The 19,386-nt window shown below is 57.8% G+C and carries 20 protein-coding genes; 7 read left to right on the top strand and 13 right to left on the bottom strand.

Annotation, left to right across the window (positions count from 1 at the left end):
• Nucleotides 1-53: 53 nt before the first annotated feature.
• The 3 genes from JYB85_RS00390 to JYB85_RS00380 all read right to left on the bottom strand — a co-directional run bounded on the left by JYB85_RS00390 (nucleotide 54) and on the right by JYB85_RS00380 (nucleotide 5,064).
• On the bottom strand, nucleotides 54-2,546 hold the full coding sequence (locus tag JYB85_RS00390) for a hypothetical protein (protein ID WP_207380592.1): 2,493 nt from the start codon (nucleotides 2,544-2,546) through the stop codon (nucleotides 54-56).
• Between the two features lie 191 nt (nucleotides 2,547-2,737).
• Nucleotides 2,738-4,105: a glutathione synthase gene (locus tag JYB85_RS00385; protein WP_207380591.1), complete on the bottom strand. Its 1,368-nt coding sequence runs from the start codon at nucleotides 4,103-4,105 to the stop codon at nucleotides 2,738-2,740.
• Nucleotides 4,106-4,182: 77 nt separating this feature from the next.
• Entirely contained in the window at nucleotides 4,183-5,064 is an 882-nt protein-coding gene (locus tag JYB85_RS00380; RefSeq protein ID WP_207380590.1) for a permease, read from the bottom strand.
• Nucleotides 5,065-5,241: 177 nt separating this feature from the next.
• On the opposite strand from JYB85_RS00380, the gene JYB85_RS00375 reads away from it, so the two are divergent.
• The gene (locus JYB85_RS00375; protein ID WP_456114988.1) at nucleotides 5,242-5,559 is read left to right on the top strand and encodes an ArsR/SmtB family transcription factor; all 318 of its coding nucleotides are present in this window, start codon (nucleotides 5,242-5,244) and stop codon (nucleotides 5,557-5,559) included.
• A 14-nt stretch (nucleotides 5,560-5,573) separates the two neighbouring features.
• Here JYB85_RS00375 and JYB85_RS00370 read toward each other — a convergent pair whose 3' ends face one another.
• A complete protein-coding gene (locus tag JYB85_RS00370; RefSeq protein ID WP_207321511.1) occupies nucleotides 5,574-5,963 on the bottom strand; it encodes a YybH family protein in 390 nt (129 codons plus the stop codon).
• Nucleotides 5,964-6,144: 181 nt separating this feature from the next.
• The gene (locus JYB85_RS00365) at nucleotides 6,145-7,014 is read right to left on the bottom strand and encodes an AraC family transcriptional regulator (RefSeq protein WP_207380588.1); all 870 of its coding nucleotides are present in this window, start codon (nucleotides 7,012-7,014) and stop codon (nucleotides 6,145-6,147) included.
• A gap of 240 nt (nucleotides 7,015-7,254) precedes the next feature.
• Between JYB85_RS00365 and JYB85_RS00360 the strand changes: the two genes are divergently transcribed.
• The gene (locus tag JYB85_RS00360; RefSeq protein ID WP_207380587.1) at nucleotides 7,255-9,132 is read left to right on the top strand and encodes a DUF885 domain-containing protein; all 1,878 of its coding nucleotides are present in this window, start codon (nucleotides 7,255-7,257) and stop codon (nucleotides 9,130-9,132) included.
• Between the two features lie 78 nt (nucleotides 9,133-9,210).
• Here JYB85_RS00360 and JYB85_RS00355 read toward each other — a convergent pair whose 3' ends face one another.
• The 3 genes from JYB85_RS00355 to JYB85_RS00345 form a co-directional block, all read right to left on the bottom strand.
• Nucleotides 9,211-9,807 carry a DNA-3-methyladenine glycosylase I gene (locus JYB85_RS00355; RefSeq protein WP_207380586.1) on the bottom strand — a complete coding sequence of 199 codons (597 nt, stop codon included), beginning with the start codon at nucleotides 9,805-9,807 and terminating at the stop codon, nucleotides 9,211-9,213.
• 2 nt (nucleotides 9,808-9,809) lie between these two features.
• Nucleotides 9,810-10,985, bottom strand: coding sequence for an alpha/beta hydrolase-fold protein (locus tag JYB85_RS00350; RefSeq protein WP_207380585.1), 1,176 nt, complete (start codon nucleotides 10,983-10,985; stop codon nucleotides 9,810-9,812).
• A gap of 115 nt (nucleotides 10,986-11,100) precedes the next feature.
• The gene (locus JYB85_RS00345) at nucleotides 11,101-11,460 is read right to left on the bottom strand and encodes a hypothetical protein (protein ID WP_207380584.1); all 360 of its coding nucleotides are present in this window, start codon (nucleotides 11,458-11,460) and stop codon (nucleotides 11,101-11,103) included.
• A 210-nt stretch (nucleotides 11,461-11,670) separates the two neighbouring features.
• Between JYB85_RS00345 and mtnC the strand changes: the two genes are divergently transcribed.
• The 5 genes from mtnC (at nucleotide 11,671) to JYB85_RS00320 (ending at nucleotide 14,812) form a co-directional block, all read left to right on the top strand.
• On the top strand, nucleotides 11,671-12,351 hold the full coding sequence (mtnC, locus tag JYB85_RS00340) for an acireductone synthase (RefSeq protein WP_207380583.1): 681 nt from the start codon (nucleotides 11,671-11,673) through the stop codon (nucleotides 12,349-12,351).
• 124 nt (nucleotides 12,352-12,475) lie between these two features.
• Nucleotides 12,476-12,901 (top strand): acyl-CoA thioesterase, encoded by a 426-nt coding sequence (locus JYB85_RS00335; protein WP_207381934.1) that lies wholly within the window; start codon nucleotides 12,476-12,478, stop codon nucleotides 12,899-12,901.
• A gap of 87 nt (nucleotides 12,902-12,988) precedes the next feature.
• A complete protein-coding gene (gene pbpG / locus JYB85_RS00330; protein WP_207380582.1) occupies nucleotides 12,989-13,876 on the top strand; it encodes a D-alanyl-D-alanine endopeptidase in 888 nt (295 codons plus the stop codon).
• A gap of 15 nt (nucleotides 13,877-13,891) precedes the next feature.
• Nucleotides 13,892-14,134 (top strand): GNAT family N-acetyltransferase, encoded by a 243-nt coding sequence (locus JYB85_RS00325; protein ID WP_207380581.1) that lies wholly within the window; start codon nucleotides 13,892-13,894, stop codon nucleotides 14,132-14,134.
• An 81-nt stretch (nucleotides 14,135-14,215) separates the two neighbouring features.
• On the top strand, nucleotides 14,216-14,812 hold the full coding sequence (locus JYB85_RS00320) for a HutD/Ves family protein (RefSeq protein ID WP_207380580.1): 597 nt from the start codon (nucleotides 14,216-14,218) through the stop codon (nucleotides 14,810-14,812).
• A 2-nt stretch (nucleotides 14,813-14,814) separates the two neighbouring features.
• Here the strand turns inward: JYB85_RS00320 and JYB85_RS00315 are convergent, their stop codons facing one another.
• The 5 genes from JYB85_RS00315 to mog form a co-directional block, all read right to left on the bottom strand.
• A complete protein-coding gene (locus tag JYB85_RS00315) occupies nucleotides 14,815-15,192 on the bottom strand; it encodes a DUF1850 domain-containing protein (protein WP_207380579.1) in 378 nt (125 codons plus the stop codon).
• Entirely contained in the window at nucleotides 15,192-17,207 is a 2,016-nt protein-coding gene (locus tag JYB85_RS00310) for a TRAP transporter permease (protein ID WP_207380578.1), read from the bottom strand. The genes JYB85_RS00315 and JYB85_RS00310 overlap by 1 nt, the downstream gene beginning before the upstream one ends.
• A gap of 42 nt (nucleotides 17,208-17,249) precedes the next feature.
• On the bottom strand, nucleotides 17,250-18,203 hold the full coding sequence (locus tag JYB85_RS00305; RefSeq protein ID WP_207380577.1) for a TAXI family TRAP transporter solute-binding subunit: 954 nt from the start codon (nucleotides 18,201-18,203) through the stop codon (nucleotides 17,250-17,252).
• Nucleotides 18,204-18,290: 87 nt separating this feature from the next.
• Complete coding sequence (locus JYB85_RS00300; RefSeq protein WP_207380576.1) at nucleotides 18,291-18,767, bottom strand: C40 family peptidase; 477 nt, start codon at nucleotides 18,765-18,767, stop codon at nucleotides 18,291-18,293.
• The gene (gene mog, locus JYB85_RS00295) at nucleotides 18,764-19,294 is read right to left on the bottom strand and encodes a molybdopterin adenylyltransferase (protein ID WP_207380575.1); all 531 of its coding nucleotides are present in this window, start codon (nucleotides 19,292-19,294) and stop codon (nucleotides 18,764-18,766) included. The genes JYB85_RS00300 and mog overlap by 4 nt, the downstream gene beginning before the upstream one ends.
• Nucleotides 19,295-19,386: the final 92 nt, after the last annotated feature.

The following is a 19,386-nucleotide window of genomic DNA, read 5'->3' as shown; positions in this document are numbered from 1 at the left end:
TACAATCAGCCCCGACAAGATAAGAATGACATATTAAGTTCCGCAGCAAAGGTTCAGGTAATCCAGGAAGACTCTTTTTGGGATTTCCACTCAGAACCGGATTTCTCGAATCTGATACTGCCCCCCTGCCATCGCGCCGACCAGTCAATATAAGCCTTGGTTTTCGCTTTGTTGATATAGAACTTGATCTCCAATGGATAGAAAATGCCCCACTTGTCGCCGGCGGCCTTCACTTCAACCGTAGACATGACTATGACCCTCATGGGTAGCTGCAATGAGGCGTAATTTTTGCGGTCACCTGTCACAAACAGGGTATAAAAACGCCCTTGCTCCACCGCATCTGTAGGCAGGGAAATAGGAAAAGTGCTACCAGGATTGACTGGCAAGGCATCTTTCTCATAATTCACAATTTGCTCAAAGGCCATTTGCATCACGGCCGTCACGTCATCAGTCTCGGGTTCATATTTGACTCCGGGCAAGGGATCCAGACGGTCACTCAAGCCATCGCCATCAGTGTCAGCCACCATAGGGTTTAGCCCCAGCTTTTCTTCCAGCAGATCATTGAGGCCATCATCATCTGAATCCTGAACCAGATCCTGCCAACGGAACTGCAAATACAGCTTGCTCGGATCGGACTGCACCCTTAGGCCTACTGGAGGAAAGCTGATACTGTCTGGGTCCAGTGGCGCCCTTCTTACTTCAAGATTAAAAAACTCTCCGTCACGGATCGGCAGGCCAGAATCACGCACTATTTCGTAGGGTTGGTGTTCTTGCAACCCCAGGTATAAGGGTGACGACCAGGTTTGTCCCTTATCGGTTGAGAAGATCAGCCAGTAACCACCACCGGGCAGCTCCCCGACCGGGTCCACATCGTGGTTTCTGTATAGGACATAAAGGCCATCGGCAGATTCTGCAGCACGTACCACCGACCAAGGAGAAATTGGCAGCTCCAAATGCGAGAAGACCTTGCTATTCGGCTGTTCCATATTGCCACTCGCATCTGGCAAGGGTTTCTCAACAAAGGCAACCTTGCGGGGACTAAGGAATGGATTTATTGCTTCTGAATCAAGAGTTTCCAATCCCAACTTGGTCTTCAGCTTAACCAACCAGGAACCATCTTCAGTCGAACCACTACTCAAATCGGCTTTTATTTTTGCGAACCAGGCTGCGCGCTCTGCCTTAATGCCGTTTTCAAAGCTGGCATCAGCCAAGTAAGGATCCAGTATTGCCTTCCAAGGCTTGCTAATATCTGACCGGTAGTCATTGATTTCAAACAATGCTTTCTCAGCCCCCCCAAGCAAATCATCTGCAATTACAGGATAACCTTCCCGTTTGGCAAGTTTGGCCCCGAATAATGCAACCACTGGCCCAAAAACGAACATGCCATGCATGGCCCCACGCTTATCGGAACCACCAAAAAAGTAATCGTAGAAATCGTCGCTATTAGTGGAAAGATAACGAGATAATAAATCATATATCACGTTTTCCCGGTGGGTTTTGTCTTTGCTACCTATGATAAGTGATCTTTGCCCTTGAATGATTTGCTCGAATTTAACGTCACCAAAATCGAATTGCTCTATCTCTTCTTGTTTTTCTTCCTTATGTAAATATTCCATCTGATGCGGATCATAAGTACGGGTAATTGTCTTGGCTTTTGGAGCCTGTTCCGTTTCCAATAGCTGCTTAACCATGATAGCGACATCAAATTGGTGATAATTATTCCAGCCATAAGGGTTAGACCCACAATATTTCATTGGGCAGCGTATTAAAGCTCCTTTGATAAGAGTCAACCGCTGCCAAGGTTCCAGACCATTCAACACCCGGGTAAACTCTGCCAAATAAGCTTGTTCGTATAACTCATCCAAATACAATGCAGCCAGATACAGACTGGTTTTTTCATCACCAAACCACTCTCTCTCTGCAAACAATTGTCTTTTCAGTAAGAGTGTTTGCGCTCGGTCTAAAGGAGCCGTATCCATTATCCGATACCACAAATCTGGTGTGGCACCGAAAGTGTGCAGCATGGTTTCCGCTACCTCCGGGCACCACTTAATCTCTTCACTGGTTATGAAGAGTTGATAGGCATAATCCTTGGATGCTATTGCATCAATCAGGTCCTGCTTGGGGCACTGTTCAAACTTACGCCAAGACTTAAATATTTCAGACGCGAACTTTGATGAGTAGCTTTTGTTTAAAATAGTTTGACTTATGCCCTTGGATAAATCCGTCAGTGCTTCTTGATTTCTATCCTTAAGTTTCATTTTCAACAATGAGTATTGTTTCAAGAAATAATCGATTAAAGCAGTGACTTCTTCATCGTTCATCCCTGTATATAATTGCATTTCACTGACAACTTCTTGTTCGCTGGTGCTCTGTTTGATAGCGGCAAACAATCGGTCTCCAAACTCTGGCTTGCTTTTTTCAAATCCCGGCTTAAATTCACGAAAAAATTGAGCATATTTTTCGGGCGGCTGCTCATAGGCGAACACTGGCTGACAAAAGCAACCCAAAACAACGGCTAACAGGGCGGAAGAAGATAATCTCACAGGCTATTCCTTGGCATAATTTATCCTTGTTTTACATGGCAAGCCTAAAATGAAAGCAGTGCCACGTGAGATGCAGGCTACCAGATCCCGATACTCCTTCCAAGTGACACTCTCGTTGCGCTGGCAACAGCGCCAGGTACCGTCTCAATCAAGCGAAACCTAACCAAAGTCTGAGTACTTTACCAATCCTCTTAAGGCGCCAGCACCAGGGTGTCCAGCACCCCAAAGCCCTTATGCACCCCACCCTCCAGACTGGTGTCGGCCTTGGTCCGCAGCAGGTAGCCGCCATAGTCGGCGCGCTCACCCAGGGTGAAGATCCCCAGTTCCGAGATATGACCCCGGGCCTGCAACATTTCCCCCCGGACCAACTTGGCGAGGGGTTCCGATCTGGATTGGGCGGCTATGGGTGCCATTAACTGGGCGCCACTGTCGGCCTTGTCTTCACGGGCCCAGGCCAGCGCCTGCTCGCCCCTGGCCACATTGCCGCCGCCCTCGTCCTGACGCTTGTACCACCAGCCCTGTTCAATCAGGCTTTGCAGTTGCTCAGGATGTAACTGTGCGACCGCCATGGCCGGTGACATCAGGGCGCCGAGTTCGGCGAGCTCGGTGGCCGTGAAGCCAAAGCGGCGGCCAAATGCCAGGCGGGACTCGGGGGAAGCAAAAAGCTGGCTCAGCTGCAGCTGCAGATACTTGCTGCCGGCCAACTGCAGCGCCATGTCGGGACAGAGCAGAATATCCAGCCGCTCCAGCTCGGATCGCAGCCGCCACTGCGCCTCGTTCTGATAATCGGCGGCGTTGTAGCCGGTACGCCAATAGAGCAGATCCAACGCCTCGCCCTGCAAATCCAACAGCGGCCCGTCATTGCTGCCACTGCTGAGGCAAGCTGCAAGGTCGGCCAGGGTCAGGCGTTGCACCCTGGCGCCCTGCCGCGCCATGGCATCGGCCAGCAGCTGCTGATCAAAGATATTGTCTTCCCTGGGCTCGACCACAAAACCTATGTTGGCCCGGCTGCGTCCCCGAGCCAGTGCCCAACTTTTCGCGGCCTGCAGCATAAAATCCGCCTGCCGTGCCAACGCCTGATTGTCGGCAAAGGTCAGTTCCGGCCTGTGGGGGCGGAGCAGCTCAAGCCAAAGGTCATTGAGTGGCCCCATACCGGCGGCGATGGGATTCGACTCGACCCAGCGCCACTGGCCCTGGCTATCCAACATCAGGTCGTGACGCATCAGGGCCAGCCCTTGGGCCCGGGCCGGGCCGGACTGCTGCAGCAAACGCCCCAAGCGCGCCGGCAGAGAATCCCCGTCAAGTATGGGGGCCAGCCCGGTCAGCAGCCAGTGGGGCTCGGCGGCAATGGCGGCCAGCATCCTGCCCAGCAGGCTCGCCCCTTGTTTCGCCGCCAGCCACTGCGCCGGGGTCAATTGATAAGGGGTCAGGGACACGGGCAGCGGCATAAAGCGGCCATCGGCGGCCCTGAGGCCAAGGGATGAGCGGGTCAGCAGCGCCGACCAATCGGGTTCTGTGGCTGCCGACAAGGTCGGCTTGACCAATGTGGTGGCATGCATCTGTTTCTCCTTCCCTCCTTCGGGGCAACGTCGACTCGGTCAGGACAACACCTGCTCAGGGTTATGCCAGCTCAAGGCTACATCAGCAGATTGACCGTAAGGCCGGTAACACAGGCCGTGGTGAAGACCACTGTGATAAAGGCCAGCAGCAGCGGCCAGCGGAACAGGCGGCTGAGGATGATCAGTTCCGGCAGACTGGCACCGGCTCCGCCTATGGTCAGGGCCATCACACTGCCATAGCTGACACCCTTGCTCACCAGACTGGCCGCCAGGGGCAACATGGAGCTGGCGCGCACATACAAGGGGATCCCCAGCAGCGCCGAGGCCGGAATAAGCCACCAGGGTTCGCCGAGTGCCAAACGACTGAAGAAGTCCGCCGGCACATAACCGTGGATCAGGGCGCCGACCGCCACCCCGGCAATCAGGTGCGGCAATACTTCCCGGGTCTGCTTCACGGCACCGCGCAGCAGCACCCCGGCTTTAATGCCTTGTGTTGCAACCGCGGTGGCCGCTTCTTCCACTGTGCCCGGCGTCAGGGTGACATAACGACCAAATCCCAGGTGTTGCAACAACCAGCCCGCCAGCAGCGCCAGCAGCAGTACCCCCAGGGCATAAAACAGCGCCAGTTTGAGCCCCAGGGTGCCAATCAGCAACACCAGCAGCACGGGATTAAGCAGCGGCGAGGTCAGCAAAAAGGTCATCACAGGGCCAAAGTCGGCCCTGGCCCGCAACATACCCTCCAGCAGCGGCAGGGTCGAACAGCTGCAAAAAGGCGTGATGGCTCCCAGTGCCGCCGCGGTCAGATAGCCGGCACCGCCCCCCAACATGGCCTTGATCCGGGTTGCCGGAAACCGCAGTTGCAACCATTGCACCAGGGCGCTGATGGCCACAAACAACAACAATAGTTCTGCCAGGGTAGAGATAAAAAACACTAACGCCGCCTGGAATGCCGGATACATGGTGCCCCTCCTGTTTTACTGCTGTGGATGCCGAGCGGGTCGGCACATATTTCGATGATTATGGAATCAATATATTTCTACGATTATCGAAATACAAGAAATTTCGACAATGATCGAAATATTTTTGTTTTCCGTTGCCGACGACGGCTAGAATAGGCCCAGGACAGTCGATAAGGATTGAGCATGGAATTAACACTGGCGGCCGATCAATTGGCCGAACTGGGGCACAGCACCCGCCTGAGTATCTTTCGCCTGTTGGTCAGGGCCGGCCATGGGGGCATGAGAGTGGGGGATATCCAGGCCAAGCTGGATATCCCGGGTTCGACCCTGTCCCATCACCTGAGTAGAATGAGCAAGGTCGGGCTGATGCAGCAACAGCGGGACGGCCGCACCTTGTATTGCACCCTGAATTTCGATGCGGTCAATGCGTTGCTGGGCTTTTTGTATGCCGAGTGCTGCGCCGGCGACCAGCCGCTCAGGGTTGAAAACCTATAAACCTCTGCGGGCCCTCAGTGGGCCGGCATGCTGGAGTTGATCATATCGCGGTACAGGCGCCACTGGCCGTTTTCCCTGTGCCAGAGCACCATGAATTTCCCCTGATCGAGCACCTGGCCACCGTCCCCTTCCAGCACATAGGTGCCTATTTCCGCGGCGGTGTCGCCGTAGTCTTCCACTTCCAATGCCGCCAGGCGAATTTCCTTCGCCCCCATGTCCATGATGGCCTGGAAGGTATCGCGTATGGCCTGGCGACCTTTGACAAAGCCGCCATTGGGTTGCAAGAACTGGCCGTCACGGGAGTAAAGGTCGGCAACCGCCGCCGCATTACCCTGATGGAAGGCAGCCATAAAGGCCTGGTCAGCCGCCACTATGGCGTCATAGACCTGAGTTGAATGTGCCATGATCATGTCCTCTGGTTTAACAAGCGAGCCGGTCGTTATGTGCTTATAACGAAATAGCTCACCGCAGAGTACAAGCTTAGCCAAAGTCTGGACCCAAGCGGGTCCCGGGAAGCCCGGCTCTAGTCACTTATCGGCATAAGAATATAGCGGCGCATTATGAAGCGCCACCAACGCAGTGAGCTCACATTAACGGCAAGTAGATATCGGTCTGCAGATCGCACTCGTCCACCTGGTGGACAAAGTTCAGGTAGTGGAAGAACAGCGGCTCTTCCCGCAGCGCTTCACCGCTTTGGGGCAGCCAGTCGCGGAAGAAGGCATAAATGCTGTCCTCCAGGGCGTCGTGGCTGCCCAAATGGCGCACCACGGCGTAGCGGCCGGCCGGAATGCTGCCATTCTGCACCCCGAAGTCGTTGGCCGGTATGGCTTCGCCAACCGTGCCACAGATGCGAAAGCGAAAGGCCTCTGCCGCCATGGTCTTGGGGTCGCCATTGGGTATGCCATAAGTATTGGCCTTATCCACAGGTGACAGACCGCTGGTCTTGCGCCATTCGATAAAACGGCCGGCGGTTTCCATTACCCTGCTTGGGTCGCCGCAATGTTCCAGATAGGCAATTTGCTGCGTCGGCAGGTCCACAATTTTAATATCCACTTTCGTCTCTCCTTTGGCCGGATTCATTTGATTCATCACCAAGTGCCAATCTGGCCACCCGGGACTGCGACGAAACGCGGAAGGACTTTGACCCAGCACCCGCTTGAAGGCGCGGCTGAAGGCCTCGGCACTGTCAAACCCCGCCTCAAGGCCTATGTCGAGGATCTTGCGCTTGGGCTCGAAGGCCAACCGGAAGGAGGCGCGTTTGAGCCTGAGCAGCAACACATAGCGGCTCAGGGGCGCACCTGTGGCGGCCTGAAACACCCGGTGAAAATGGAACCTGGACATGGCGCCGATGGCGGCGAGTTTATCCAGGTTAAGATCCTCATCCAAATGCCGGCCTATGTAGTCACACACCTTGCCCAGGCGGGCCTGGTGTGAACTCTTGCTATCCTGCTTCATGCCTTCTGTGTTCCCTTCTCTGTTTTCGCTTTCGTCGTGGCCACTACTATGCCCACGGTCCCAAGCCAATACTTGATTGAAATTGCGCAATGGCTCTCCAACGCCAAATCAATCCATTAGGGTCAGGAAAGCTCAATATTGTATACAAATTTATTCAGCCTCTGAGGCCGTGAGCTGTTAGGATAAACGCCAATCGGGCGCAGACCCGCTAACAATAAAGCCAACGGATACGAGAACCCTATGAAAAATATCATCAATGGTGCCATCTTGGCCCTATTGGTCAGCGGCTGCGGCCAGCAGGCCCCTGGCAACCCAAGCCAAGTCGAATCCCAGACTCAATCCCCAACTCCGACCAAACAGGCCGAGGACAAGGTAAGCCTCAAGCAGCAGCTCAGCGCCATGACCCGCAGCTATTTTGCCCTGCGCCCCGAGTTGGCCACCTACTTCGGCGTGCCCGACAGCGATGCCGGCGAAGGCATAATGTCCAGCCTCACAGACTACAGCCTTGACGGTGAGGCCAAGCGCCGTGCCGGTGTCAGAGCCATGCTGGCGCAACTGGATGCCATCGACGCCGCAGCCCTCACCCCATCTGAGCGGGTCAGCCTGAATGCCATCCGCACCGAGGTACGCGGCGCCCTGCTGCCGGCCGAAACCGTCGGATATGGCAACATACTCGGCGAATACGGCGTCTGGTTCCAACCCTATGCGGTCAACCACCTTTCCGGTTTGCAGGTGGAGTTTCCCGGCTACATGGAAGACAAGTTTGCCGTGACCGACAGCGCCCAGGCCCAGGCTTACCTGAGCCGACTGCGGGCCTATCCCGTGGCCATGAAGGGCCTTATCGAAAAACTGAATCAGGATGCAGAACAGGGGGTGATCCCACCGGACTTCATCATAGCCAAAACCCTGTTTGCCCTGCAGCAACAACTGAGTTCTCCGGCCGCCGAGCATCCGCTGGTGAAAAGCTTTGCCGCCAAGCTTACCGAAGGCGAAGTGGCGGACGCAGCCACTCTGGTGACCACCGCCGCCGAACTGGTGGGCAGCCACTATTATCCCGCCACCCGGGAACTGGTTGCCGCCCTGGAGGCGCTGCAGCCCAAGGCCGTGCATGACGCCGGCATCGCTCGTCTGCCCAAGGGCGCCGAACTGTACCAGGCCATGATCAAGCACCTGGCCAATTCGGACATGAGCGCCGAGCAAATCCACCAGCTGGGACTGAGTGAGGTGGCCCGCATCAGCACCGAAATGGACGGCCTGCTGCAAAAGGTCGGCTACACCGAAGGCACAGTCGGCGAGCGCATGCAGGTGCTGCTGAACGATCCCAAATATCTCTACCCCAACACCCCCGAGGGCAAGGCCCAGCTGATGGCCGGTATTCAGCAGGATCTGGCACTGGTGAACGCCAAGCTGCCCCAGTGGTTCGGCCGCCTGCCGGATCAGGAGGTGGCGGTGGAAGCCGTGCCCGACAGCCGCGCCGCCTCCACCAGCGGTGCCTTCTACGATGCCCCGTCCCAGGATGGCAGCCGCAAGGGTACCTTCTGGATCAGCCTGTATGACACAGCCTCCCTGCCGTCCTACTCGCTGCAAACCCTGACCTACCACGAGACCAATCCCGGGCACCATCTGCAGACCATTATCGGCCTGTCGGACACCCTGCCGCTGCTGAGCACTATCTTCTACTCCAACGCCGCCGGTGAGGGCTGGGCCCTGTATGCCGAGCGCCTGGCGGCCGAGATGGGTATCTATGAAGGCGATCCCATAGACGACATTGGCAGGTTGCAATCTGAACTGCACCGCGCCGTGCGCCTGGTGGTCGATACCGGCATGCACGCCAAGGGTTGGAGCCGGGAGCAGGCCATAGACTACGCGGTGGCCACCGAGGGCATACACATCTCCGAGGCCACGGGGGAAATAGAGCGCTATTGCGTCTGGCCGGGACAGGCCCTGGGCTACAAGCTGGGCGAGCTGAAGATTATCGAGCTGCGTGAAAAGGCCCGCACGGTTTTGGGGGGCAGCTTCGACATCCGCGTATTCCACGATCGCTTGCTGGAAAACGGCGCCCTGCCGCTACCCCTGCTGGAGCAGAAGATAACCGCCTGGCTGGACTCGACCAAGTAAACCGCCTGTTCTATACAAACGATAAATAAAAAAGCCCGGCTCTGAGTCCGGGCTTTTTTATTGGCTAACCAAGGGCACTCAGGGCTTTCTGAAACCGGCGCGGGCGTCGGCAACCTTGCTCCTGACCACGCAGTTCTCAACGTGATCATTGATAAGGCCCATGGCCTGCATAAAGGCAAACACGGTTGTCGGGCCGACGAACTTCCAGCCCAGCTTTTTCAGCGCCTTTGACAGGGCCTCGGACTCGGCCGAGGTGGACATGGTCTGGGGCTCATGGCCTCCGGGTGCCTCAAAACGCCAGAAATAGGCCGCCAGCGAACCCTCTGTTGCCACCAGTTCCTGGGCCCGTTTGGCGTTGTTGATCACAGCTTCTATTTTGCCTCTGTGCCTGACTATGCCGGCATCCGCCAGCAGCCGCTGCACATCCCGCTCGTCAAATTCGGCGACCTTGTTGAAATCAAAGCCGGCAAAGGCGGCGCGGAAGTTTTCCCGTTTGGCCAGTATGGTGCGCCAGCTGAGACCGGACTGGAAACTCTCCAGACACAGCTTCTCGAACAGGCGCACATCGTCCGCCACAGGATAACCCCACTCGCGGTCGTGGTAATCGAAAAACTCCGGCGCCGCCCCACACCAGCGGCAGCGGGGCTGGCCATCGGGCCCGGGTATGGTACTCATGCTTACTCCTTTGCCACTCCTGACTCTATTTTTGCCAGGGCATCACCGTAATATTTTTGCCAAAAGGGATGATCGGTATTGGCCAGTGCCAGTTGCAGCTCCTTCCTGGCCCCCTGCTTGTCGCCCTGCTCGCCGAGCAGCAGCCCCAGTTCGAAATGCAGGCTGGCGGACTTGGGCAGACTGGCAAGACCGGACTCATACACGGCCCGGGCCTGCTGCGGCGCACTTTGCTTCAGGGATTGGCCCAGGGCGATCAGCGAATCAGCCGGGCTGACCTCGAAACCGTAGACATCGGTCGACAGCTGCTGGTAATGGCGGATGATGGCCTCAGCTCCCTTCTGACTGATGGCCGAGTCCGGGGCCAGCACTCTGTGGATGTCGTCGAAGATAAATTCGATACCGTGGGCGGTAGCAAGCACAGGTTGGGTCATGTAGTAGCTGCCATCGAAGCGCTTGCTCTGCCACTTGAGTCCCGCGGGGGCAAAAGCCTTGAGCTTGGCCTCCAGCTCGGCATAGGGCGCCAGCTGGCCCTGCTCGAAATCGCTGTCGCTGGTGGAGATCTGCAGGAAGCGCGGCTTGTGCTCCAGTCTGGATGCCATAGCCTTAAGCTTGGGCTCGGCGTCCTGCAACACCTTGGCAAAATCCTGCCCCAGCACCGGGCTCGCCGCCAGGTAGGCGTTGAACAGCTCGGGTCGGTTGAGCAGGGTGTAGAGCACCAATCCGCCGTTGCCGGTAAAACCGCTCATGATCTTAAAGCCATTGCTGCGGTATTTGGCCTCGATGGCCGGCAGCAGGCCGCGCTCGATAAAGTCCAGCAGCTGCCCATCGCCCTGCTCTATGGCGGCCTGCTTGAGCTTACCCAGGCCCTGATGACTATCGGGGGCGGTGACGATAATGGTCTCCAACCAGGGCCAATCACCGTTGTGGCTCATCCAATCTTCCATACCGGCCAGCAAGTTCGCCGCCCTGGGATGCAGGTCCAGCAGCACCACATAACGTTTATCGGTCTGGGTGTCGTAGGTGTCGGGCAGGCTGATACGAAACTCGGCGGCTTCGGTAAAGGCCTCGTTCTTGACGCTGAGGGTTTCCACCCGGCCCGCCTGGGCGGCGCCGGCCACCAGGGTTAACAACAGGGCCAGCAGGGGCCGGATAGCGATAGAGGTTAAAGCAAATTTCATGATGTCGTTCCTTCGAGGGACCCGCTGCGTAGCGCGTCCATTATTGAAAAATAAGCCTTTTCAATGCCGAAGTTAACAAACCCGGGCGCGGGGGACAACCGCTGTGACGATCCGTTTAACCTTTGACTATGGCGATTAAGCGCTCGATAAACAGCCGCACCGCTTCGCTGTCGTCGAAACTGAAGGCCAGGCCATAGTGGGTTTCGGTCAGGCTCTTGTGCAAGCGGGTGGGAAAACGGGTCATCTGGGCATTGTGGTGATAATCGTACTTGGCATGCACCCCGGCCAGGCCTGCCAGCTCACCGGCAAACAGCTCAAAGGCCGGACGGATCACCAGCAGTGCCGTTTTGCCTTCCTTGTGCAGGTACAGAGGCTCCTTGAGTCCGGGCAACATGTACTCTGTCACTTGGTGAATTGTGAAGTTGCTGCGGCAATTGAGGCCGTTCAGGGTCTTGCTGATCTCATTGTATTCCATGGGCGCTCCTGCCTGTCAGCCGATACCAACCCGGTTCGGTCTGCAACCGATAGTGACCTATGACCGAGACCTTGCCCAGCAGATTATGTCGTTGGTGCTAATATTCGTGTCCCAGGCCGCAGGCGGCAGCGATTGCACTGGCAAAGCGCGGCAATTCACTTTAGGATCGGGCTGCATTCTTGGGCAAGGTTTAGCGGAGCATCAAATATCATGGGTATCAGAGCCATAGTTGTAGACACAGCCGGCACCACCACGGATCTCAATTTTATTCAGGACACCCTGTTCCCCTATTCCGCCAAAAGGATGGCCGACTTCCTGCAAAGCCAGCAGCACAATCCCCTGGTGGATTATTGCATGGGCGATGTGCGCGATATCGCCCTGGAACCCGAGGCCGATGTTGCCCGGATTGCCGAGATCCTTTGCCAGTGGATTGCCGAAGACCGTAAGGTCACGCCGCTCAAGACGCTGCAGGGCCTTATCTGGAAACAGGGCTATGCCGGCGGTGAATTCAAGGGCCATATCTTCCCCGACTTTATCGAAGCCATTAAACGTTTCCGTGACCAGGGCCTGAGGGTGTACAGCTTTTCATCGGGTTCGGTGGACGCCCAAAAATTGCTGTTCGGTCACAGCGATGGCGGCGATTTGACCGAGCTGTTCAACGGCCACTTCGACACCCGCACCGGCAACAAGCTCGACAAGCAGGCCTACAGCAACATAGTCAACACCATCAGCCTGACTCCAAGACAGATACTGTTTGTATCCGACGTGGTGGATGAACTCAAGGCCGCCGAGGCCGCCGGTATGATCACCTGCCAGATGGTGCGCCAGCCGGAGCAGCGTACCGGCAAGTACAGGATTATCTCCAGCTTCGATGAGCTGGAGTTCGACTGAAATCAAGGGCGCCAAGGGCGCCCTTGATGTTTTTCCGCCAGGCAATAACGGCCTCTTGTTGTCACCGCCTTATGCTGCTAGTCTGCCTTTTTGCCTGAAACGAGCGTTTGAAATGTCCACGCCTCTGGAAAAGTTCCTGGAAAAATACCCCCACGCGAGCCGCATTAATGTTGCCTGGGGTGAAATGGATGCCCTGCAACACGTCAACAACGTGGTCTACTTCCGCTATTTCGAAACCGCCCGCATCGACTATTTCGACCGCATTTATCCCCTGGGTGCCATGTACGCCAAGGGCGTGGGGCCGGTGATCAGCGAGAACCAGGCCAGGTACAAGCGCCCCGTGACCTTCCCCGACACCCTGTTGGTGGGCGTCAGCATCAGCGATGTCCGCGATGACCGCTTTACCCTGCATTACGAGGTGTTCAGCGAGCGTCAGCAGGCCCTGACCACCACAGGCAGCTCGGTGGCGGTGATGTTTGACTTCAGCAGTGGCGCCAAGGCGCAGTTACCCGCCGAACTCAGGCAATTACTTGAACAGGATCTGCGCTGATTGCTGGGCTTTTGTTCGCCCCCCTGTTGGCGCCGCCATGGCACTCAATTACACTTGGACGACATCTGTTCACTACTTAACGCCTCCATGAAATACCTGACCTCTCTCGCCGGCCTGCTGCTTGTTTGTGTTTCCCTCTCGGTATCCGCCGCATCCAAGCCACAACTGGAACTGGCCTCGGGCAGCGCCCTGGCGGTGGATCTCAACACCAATGAAGTACTGTTTTCCAGCAATCCGGATCAGGTGTTGCCCATAGCCTCGGTCAGTAAACTGATGACGGGGCTGGTGGTGCTGGATGCCAAGCTGCCACTGGATGAATATCTGGCGGTGGATGTCAGCCAGGCCGCAATTATGAAAAACGTGGTTTCCCGGGTGCGCCTGGGCAGCCAGCTGAAACGCCGGGATCTGCTGGCGCTGACCCTGATGTCATCGGAAAATCGCGCCGCCACCACCCTGGCCCACCATTATCCCGGTGGTTACAAGGCCTTTATCGCGGCCATGAATGCCAAGGCCAAAGCCCTGGGTATGCACAGCAGTCATTTTGTCGAGCCCACGGGGCTGTCCACCAGCAACGTCTCCAGCGCCAGCGATCTGCTGTTGCTGCTGCGGGAGGCACGCAAGCATCCGCTGCTCGGCGAACTCAGCAGTGCCTCCAACCGCAGCGTGACCTTCAGAAAACCCAAGTACAGCCTGGCGTTTTACAACACCAACCGCTTGGTGAACAAAAAGAACTGGGACATTGACCTGACCAAGACGGGTTACACCGACGAGGCCGGCCACTGCCTGGTGATGCTGACCAAGATGGCCAAGCGGGATGTGGCCTTCGTGGTGCTGGATGCCTTTGGCAAGTTCACCCACCTGGCAGATGCCAATCGTCTCAAGGTCTGGCTGGAAACGGGCAAGGTCAGCCCGGTCCCCAAGGAAGCCAGGGAATACAAACGGCAGCGTCAACAGGCGCGCGCCTCAGCCAACTGATGTCAGGGAGACACAATGGAAGGCACCATAGAGCACCACCCAGAGGACAATTGCTTCCTACTGCCCCTCGAGGGCTTTGAGGCCCGTCTCGAATACAGGCGCAGCGGCGACAAGATCAACTTCACCAGCACCTATGTACCGCCGGAGCTGCGCGGTCACGGTGTGGCCGAAAAATTGGTTCGCGCCGGGCTGCAGTGGGCCCGGGCCCAGGGCCTGCAGATCCAGGCCAGCTGCTGGTACGTGCAGAAGTTTCTCTAGGGGCGGCCTTTCGGATTGTTTTTGCAGCGGTCGCGTTCCCGTCGCATAATGACTTAACTACCTCAATCGCAGAGCAAAATCATGCCCTATCGTCTTATTAAGTCAGACGAAACCCACACCAGCCACTGGGCCGGTGGCAGCACCACAGAGCTGCTGATCAGCCCGACCAGTGCCAAGGTGGCCGATCGCGATTTCCATTGGCGCATCAGCAGTGCCCGGGTGGAACGGGACGGCCCATTCAGCGACTTCAGTGGTTATCGTCGTCTCTTGTTGCTGCTGGAAGGGAAAGGCATGGCCCTTGACTGGCACCATGGCGAGGACAGTGGCCAACTGCTGCTGACCCCGGATTCACCTGCCTGGCAGTTTGAAGGCGAAGCCAAGGTAAATGCCCGGCTCGTGGATGGTCCCATCAGCGATTTCAATCTGATCTGCAATGCCGGTATGGGTGGTGAACTGCTGCTCCATGCCGAGCGCCATTCATTGGAAAACGGCGCCTCGGCCAGACACGGTGAAACGACTGTCCCGGGTCAGTATGGCGTCTATCTCCACAGTGGCGCCCTCGCCATCGAGGGCATGACGCCCAGGCTAAGCCCGGGAGAGCTGCTGCTGGCACAACAACCGCTGGAGGTGCGCGCACTGAGCCCCAGCCTGTGCGTATTATTTTTCCTCGGCCTCTGAACTCAATTGGCCGTGCAGGGCCAAAGTTCCACCTCGGCCTGAGGTGGCCCCAGCCAATGGCTCAACTCATGGCATTCACCGTCCCGGCACAATTGCCAATCCGCCACCTGCGGACTTCGCCCCAGGCTGAGCACGGGAATGGGTGCCAGCGCCGGGACATAGTGCCAGCTGCCATCGGCATACCAGGCATCATCGGGGATTTCCATTCCGGCGCCGGTGCCGCGCACCCTGGCCTCCACCAAGCGCAGCCCCTGGCTTTCAAGCCGATAGTCCTCCTCCCAGCGGATTTTCTCGACACTGTGCTGCCACTGCAGACTGAAGTGCTCCAGTGGCAGCCGGGTCCAAACCACGCCCGCCATACCCAGACACAGGCCCAGCATCAGGGCTGACGCCTGGCCCGCAGGCCGTGCAGCAGCAGCCAGGCCAGCAGCAGGCCAAAACCCAGCTCATCACTGACCGGTGTCGCGAGGATCAGGCTGGCACCGGCGCCAAAGCCCAGCAGGCGCTCGAACCAGTTCAAGGGCCGCCACAGAAAGCCGGTAAACACAGCACCCCAAAGCCCTATGGCCAGCAGCGCCTTGGTCACCACATAGGCCGTGGCCCACAGGCTGTCCCCCTGCAGCATCAGCGCCGGATCATAGACCGCCATGTAGGGAATGATAAAACCGGCGATGGCGATACGTATGGCCCAGAGGCTGATCTTCAGCCCCTTCTCCCGCGCTATGGGGGCGGCGGCAAAGCAGGCCAGGGCCACCGGCGGGGTCAAATCCGACATGATGCCGAAATAGAACACGAACATGTGCGACACCACCAGGGGCACGCCGAGATCCAGCAGTGCCGGGGCGGCAATGGAACTGGTGATGATGTAATTGGGGATCGAGGGAATGCCCATGCCGAGCACCAGACAGGTGAACATGGTCAGCACCAGCGACAGCAGCAGGTTGTCCTGGCCCACGGCCAGAATGTAACCCGCCACTGTGGAGGCTATGCCGGTAAGCGAGACTATGCCGATAATGACCCCCACCAGCACACAGGCTATACCCACGGGCACCGCATGACGGGCGCCCTCCACCAGGGCGTGCAGGCACAATCTCAGGGTATCGCGCCCGCCCCTGACCCAAAAGCAGGCCAGCACCAGCAGACCTATCACCCCGAACACCACACCTATGCCGAGGCGGAAAAAGCCGGCACACAGCAGCCCCAGGGCAATCCAGAACACCAGGCGCATGGCCTTGGAAGATACCCCCAGGATCAGTGCCGAGCCGAGGATCACCATGGCGGTCAGCGCCAGGCCCACAGTGCCGGAGAACAGCGGTGTACGGCCGGAAAACAACAGTCCAATCAGCACCAGCAGCGGGATCAGCAGATACCAGCGCGCGGCCAATGCCTGCCAGGGATTGGGGCACTCATCGCGGCTCAGCCCCTTGAGTCCGGCCCGGCGCGCTTCCAGGTGCACCATCCAGAATACCGAACCGAAATAGAGCATGGCCGGCAGCAGCGCCGCCCGGGCAATTTCAAAAAAGGGCACATTGATGGTCTCGGCCATGATAAAGGCCACGGCGCCCATGATGGGCGGCATGATCTGGCTGCCCATGCTGGCGGTAGCTTCCACCCCACCGGCAAAGGCGGCGCGGTAGCCGGAGCGTTTCATCAAGGGAATGGTGAACTGCCCCGTGGTCACCACGTTGGCCACACCTGAGCCCGTGATGGTACCCATCAGCGCCGATGACACCACGGACACCTTGGCCGGTCCGCCGATCCTGTGGCCGAACAGGCCCATGGCAAAGTCGGTAAACAGGCGGATCATCCCCGCCTGCTCCAAAAAGGCACCGAACAGGATAAACAGGAAAATGTAGGTGGCAGAAACATAGGTGGGGGTGCCATAGAGTCCCTCGGTGCCAAAGGACAGCTGGTTCACTATCAGGTCGAGACCGTAGCCCCTGTGCATCAGATCGCCGGGCAGATACTGCCCAAGCAGACCATAGGCCAGGAACAGGCCACAGATGAGCGGCAACGCCGGTCCCATCACCCTCCGAGCAGCCTCAAATACCAGCACTATCAGGGCTATACCCACATACATGTCCATGTCGGTCAGCTCACCGGAGCGCTGGATAAGCTCGGCCTCGAAGATCCATTGGTAGGCGGCCGTGCCCATGCCCAACAAGCCCAGCAGCCAGCCCAAGGGCTGCCAGGGACGCCCCTTGCCCAGGGCCGGAAAGCTGATAAACACCAGCAACAGTAAAAAGCCCACATGCACCGAACGCAGCACCTGGGTCGACACAGGATGAAAAGCGGCGGTGATGATTTGAAAACTGGAAAACAGCAGGGCGACTGAAAACAGCGCCCTGGGCCAATCCCCGGTCGCGGCTTCCAGTCCCTGTTGGGAGTCGGTCATTAGCTCTCCTGCGGGCCCCTATCGGGGCCCATTATTTGGAAATTAAAGCAGGCCCGCTTCGCGGAAGAAGCGCTCGGCCCCGGGATGCAGCGGCAGCGGCAGATTATGGGCGGCGCTCTTGGGATCTATGGCCTTGGCCGCGGCATGGGCATTGCCCAGACGCTCCAGGTTTTGGTACAGCAACTTGGTCATCTGATAGGCGGTGTCATCGCTGACCCTGGCGTGGCTGATAAACAAATTCTGGATGGCAACCGTGTGCACCTCGACATCCTGGCCTTCATAGGTGTTGGCCGGGATGATGCCGGGTTGATAGGCGGCATTGCCTATCTTGCCAATCACCTCTGCCGGGATCTCAACAAAGTTAATTGGCATGGTGGCGGCGAGATCGCGAATCGCCGCCATGCCCAGACCTGAGGATTGCAGGGTGGCATCGAGCTGGCGGTTCTTAATCAGCTCAACCGACTCGGCATAGGGCAGAAATTCCACCTTGCCCATGTCCTGATAACTCAGACCGGCCGCGGCCAGAATGGCGCGGGCATTAAGCTCGGTACCGGATTTGGGTGCACCGACAGAGATACGCTTACCCTTGAGGTCCGCCAGCGTTTTGATGCCGGCATCCTTGTTGGCCACCAGCTGAATGTAGTTGGGATAGGCGGCGCCTATGGCTCTGAGCCTGTCCAGGGGTGCCTTGAAGCCGGCATCCAGGTCGCCCTTCCAGGCTGCGGACACCGAATCCCCCAGCGCCAACGCCAGTTCGCCCCGACCGGTCTGCAGCAGATTCAGGTTTTCCACCGACGCCTTGGTGGCCTGCACCGAAGTTTTGGCGCCCTCGATGTCCTTGCCGTAAATCTGCGACAGGGCCACCCCTATGGGATAGTAGACCCCGCTGGTGCCGCCTGTGAGTATGTTGATAAAGGTGGGTGCCGCCCAAACTGCGGTGCTGATCCCCAGGGCCGCCAGGGCGCCCAGCAGGCCTAATTTACGCTTAACTGTCATGATGCATGTCCTTATCGCGTTGATTTGAGACGGGTATACAGCGAATCACCATAGCATGCCAAACGAGAGTTGGCACTTGGGCTTAGGTCAGAGGAGTCGGCGGGCCTGTAACAGAGCCGTTGCCCAGAAGGGATTGTCGAGGGTGGAAATAATCACCCCCTGACTGGTGGACACGTGCAGGAAACGTCGCTCGCCCAGAGCTATGGCCACATGTTGCTGACGCCGACCCGTCTTGAAAAACAACAGATCCCCCGGCACCACCTCGGCCAAGGGCACAGGCCGACCCAGTCTGGCCTGCTCGGCAACGGTGCGGGGCAATGCCAGGGCTTGGGTGCTTTGATAGGCCAGTTGTACCAGGGCCGAGCAGTCCATGCCCCGCCTGTCACTGCCGCCAAGGCGATAGGGCGTACCCTGCCATTCGCGGAACAAAGCCAGCAGGCTGTCCCTGGGGATCCCGGGAGCCGCCCTGGCAGGTTCAGGAGCAGGAGTCTGTGGCTCAGGTGCGGAAGAACAGCCGCCCAGAGCCAACAACAGCAGTACGAACAGGGTCCGCAGCAAGGTCATTTCTTGGGTCTGAAGGCCTTGATGACGTCCTCGTTGCATTCCAGATAAGGCCCTTCCATCAGGTCTATGCAATAGGGAATGGCAGGAAACACGGCATCCAGACATTCACGAATGGATTTGGGTTTGCCCGGCAGGTTGACTATCAGGGTGTCATCACGCAGACCGGCGGTCTGGCGCGATAAAATGGCCGTGGGCACGAACTTGAGAGACTCGGCACGCATCAGCTCGCCGAAACCCGGCATCATGCGGTGGCATACGGCCTCGGTGGCTTCGGGGGTCACATCACGTTTGGCGGGCCCAGTGCCCCCCGTGGTCACTATCAGACAGCAGGCTTCATTGTCGGCCAGCTCGATCAGGGTCCGCTCAATCTCCACCTGCTCATCGGGGATCAGTCTGTATACCGGCTCCCAGGCCGAGGTCAGGTACTGGCCCAGGGTATCGATGATTGCCTTACCCGAGAGGTCTTCATAGACTCCTGCGCTGGCGCGGTCGCTGACTGTGACTATACCGATTCTGGCTGTGGCCATGGCATGATTCCTTCTGGCAGTAAAAACTAGGGATTCTAGGCCGTTAACATACCACACTTTGACCCGGGCCGAAGGTGACAAGCTTGAAATCG

It is taken from the genome of Shewanella sedimentimangrovi (assembly GCF_017354965.1).
Lineage (GTDB): Bacteria > Pseudomonadota > Gammaproteobacteria > Enterobacterales > Shewanellaceae > Shewanella > Shewanella cyperi.
Note: the sequence above shows the minus strand (reverse complement) of the source record. Positions and strands in the feature narration are given on the sequence as shown.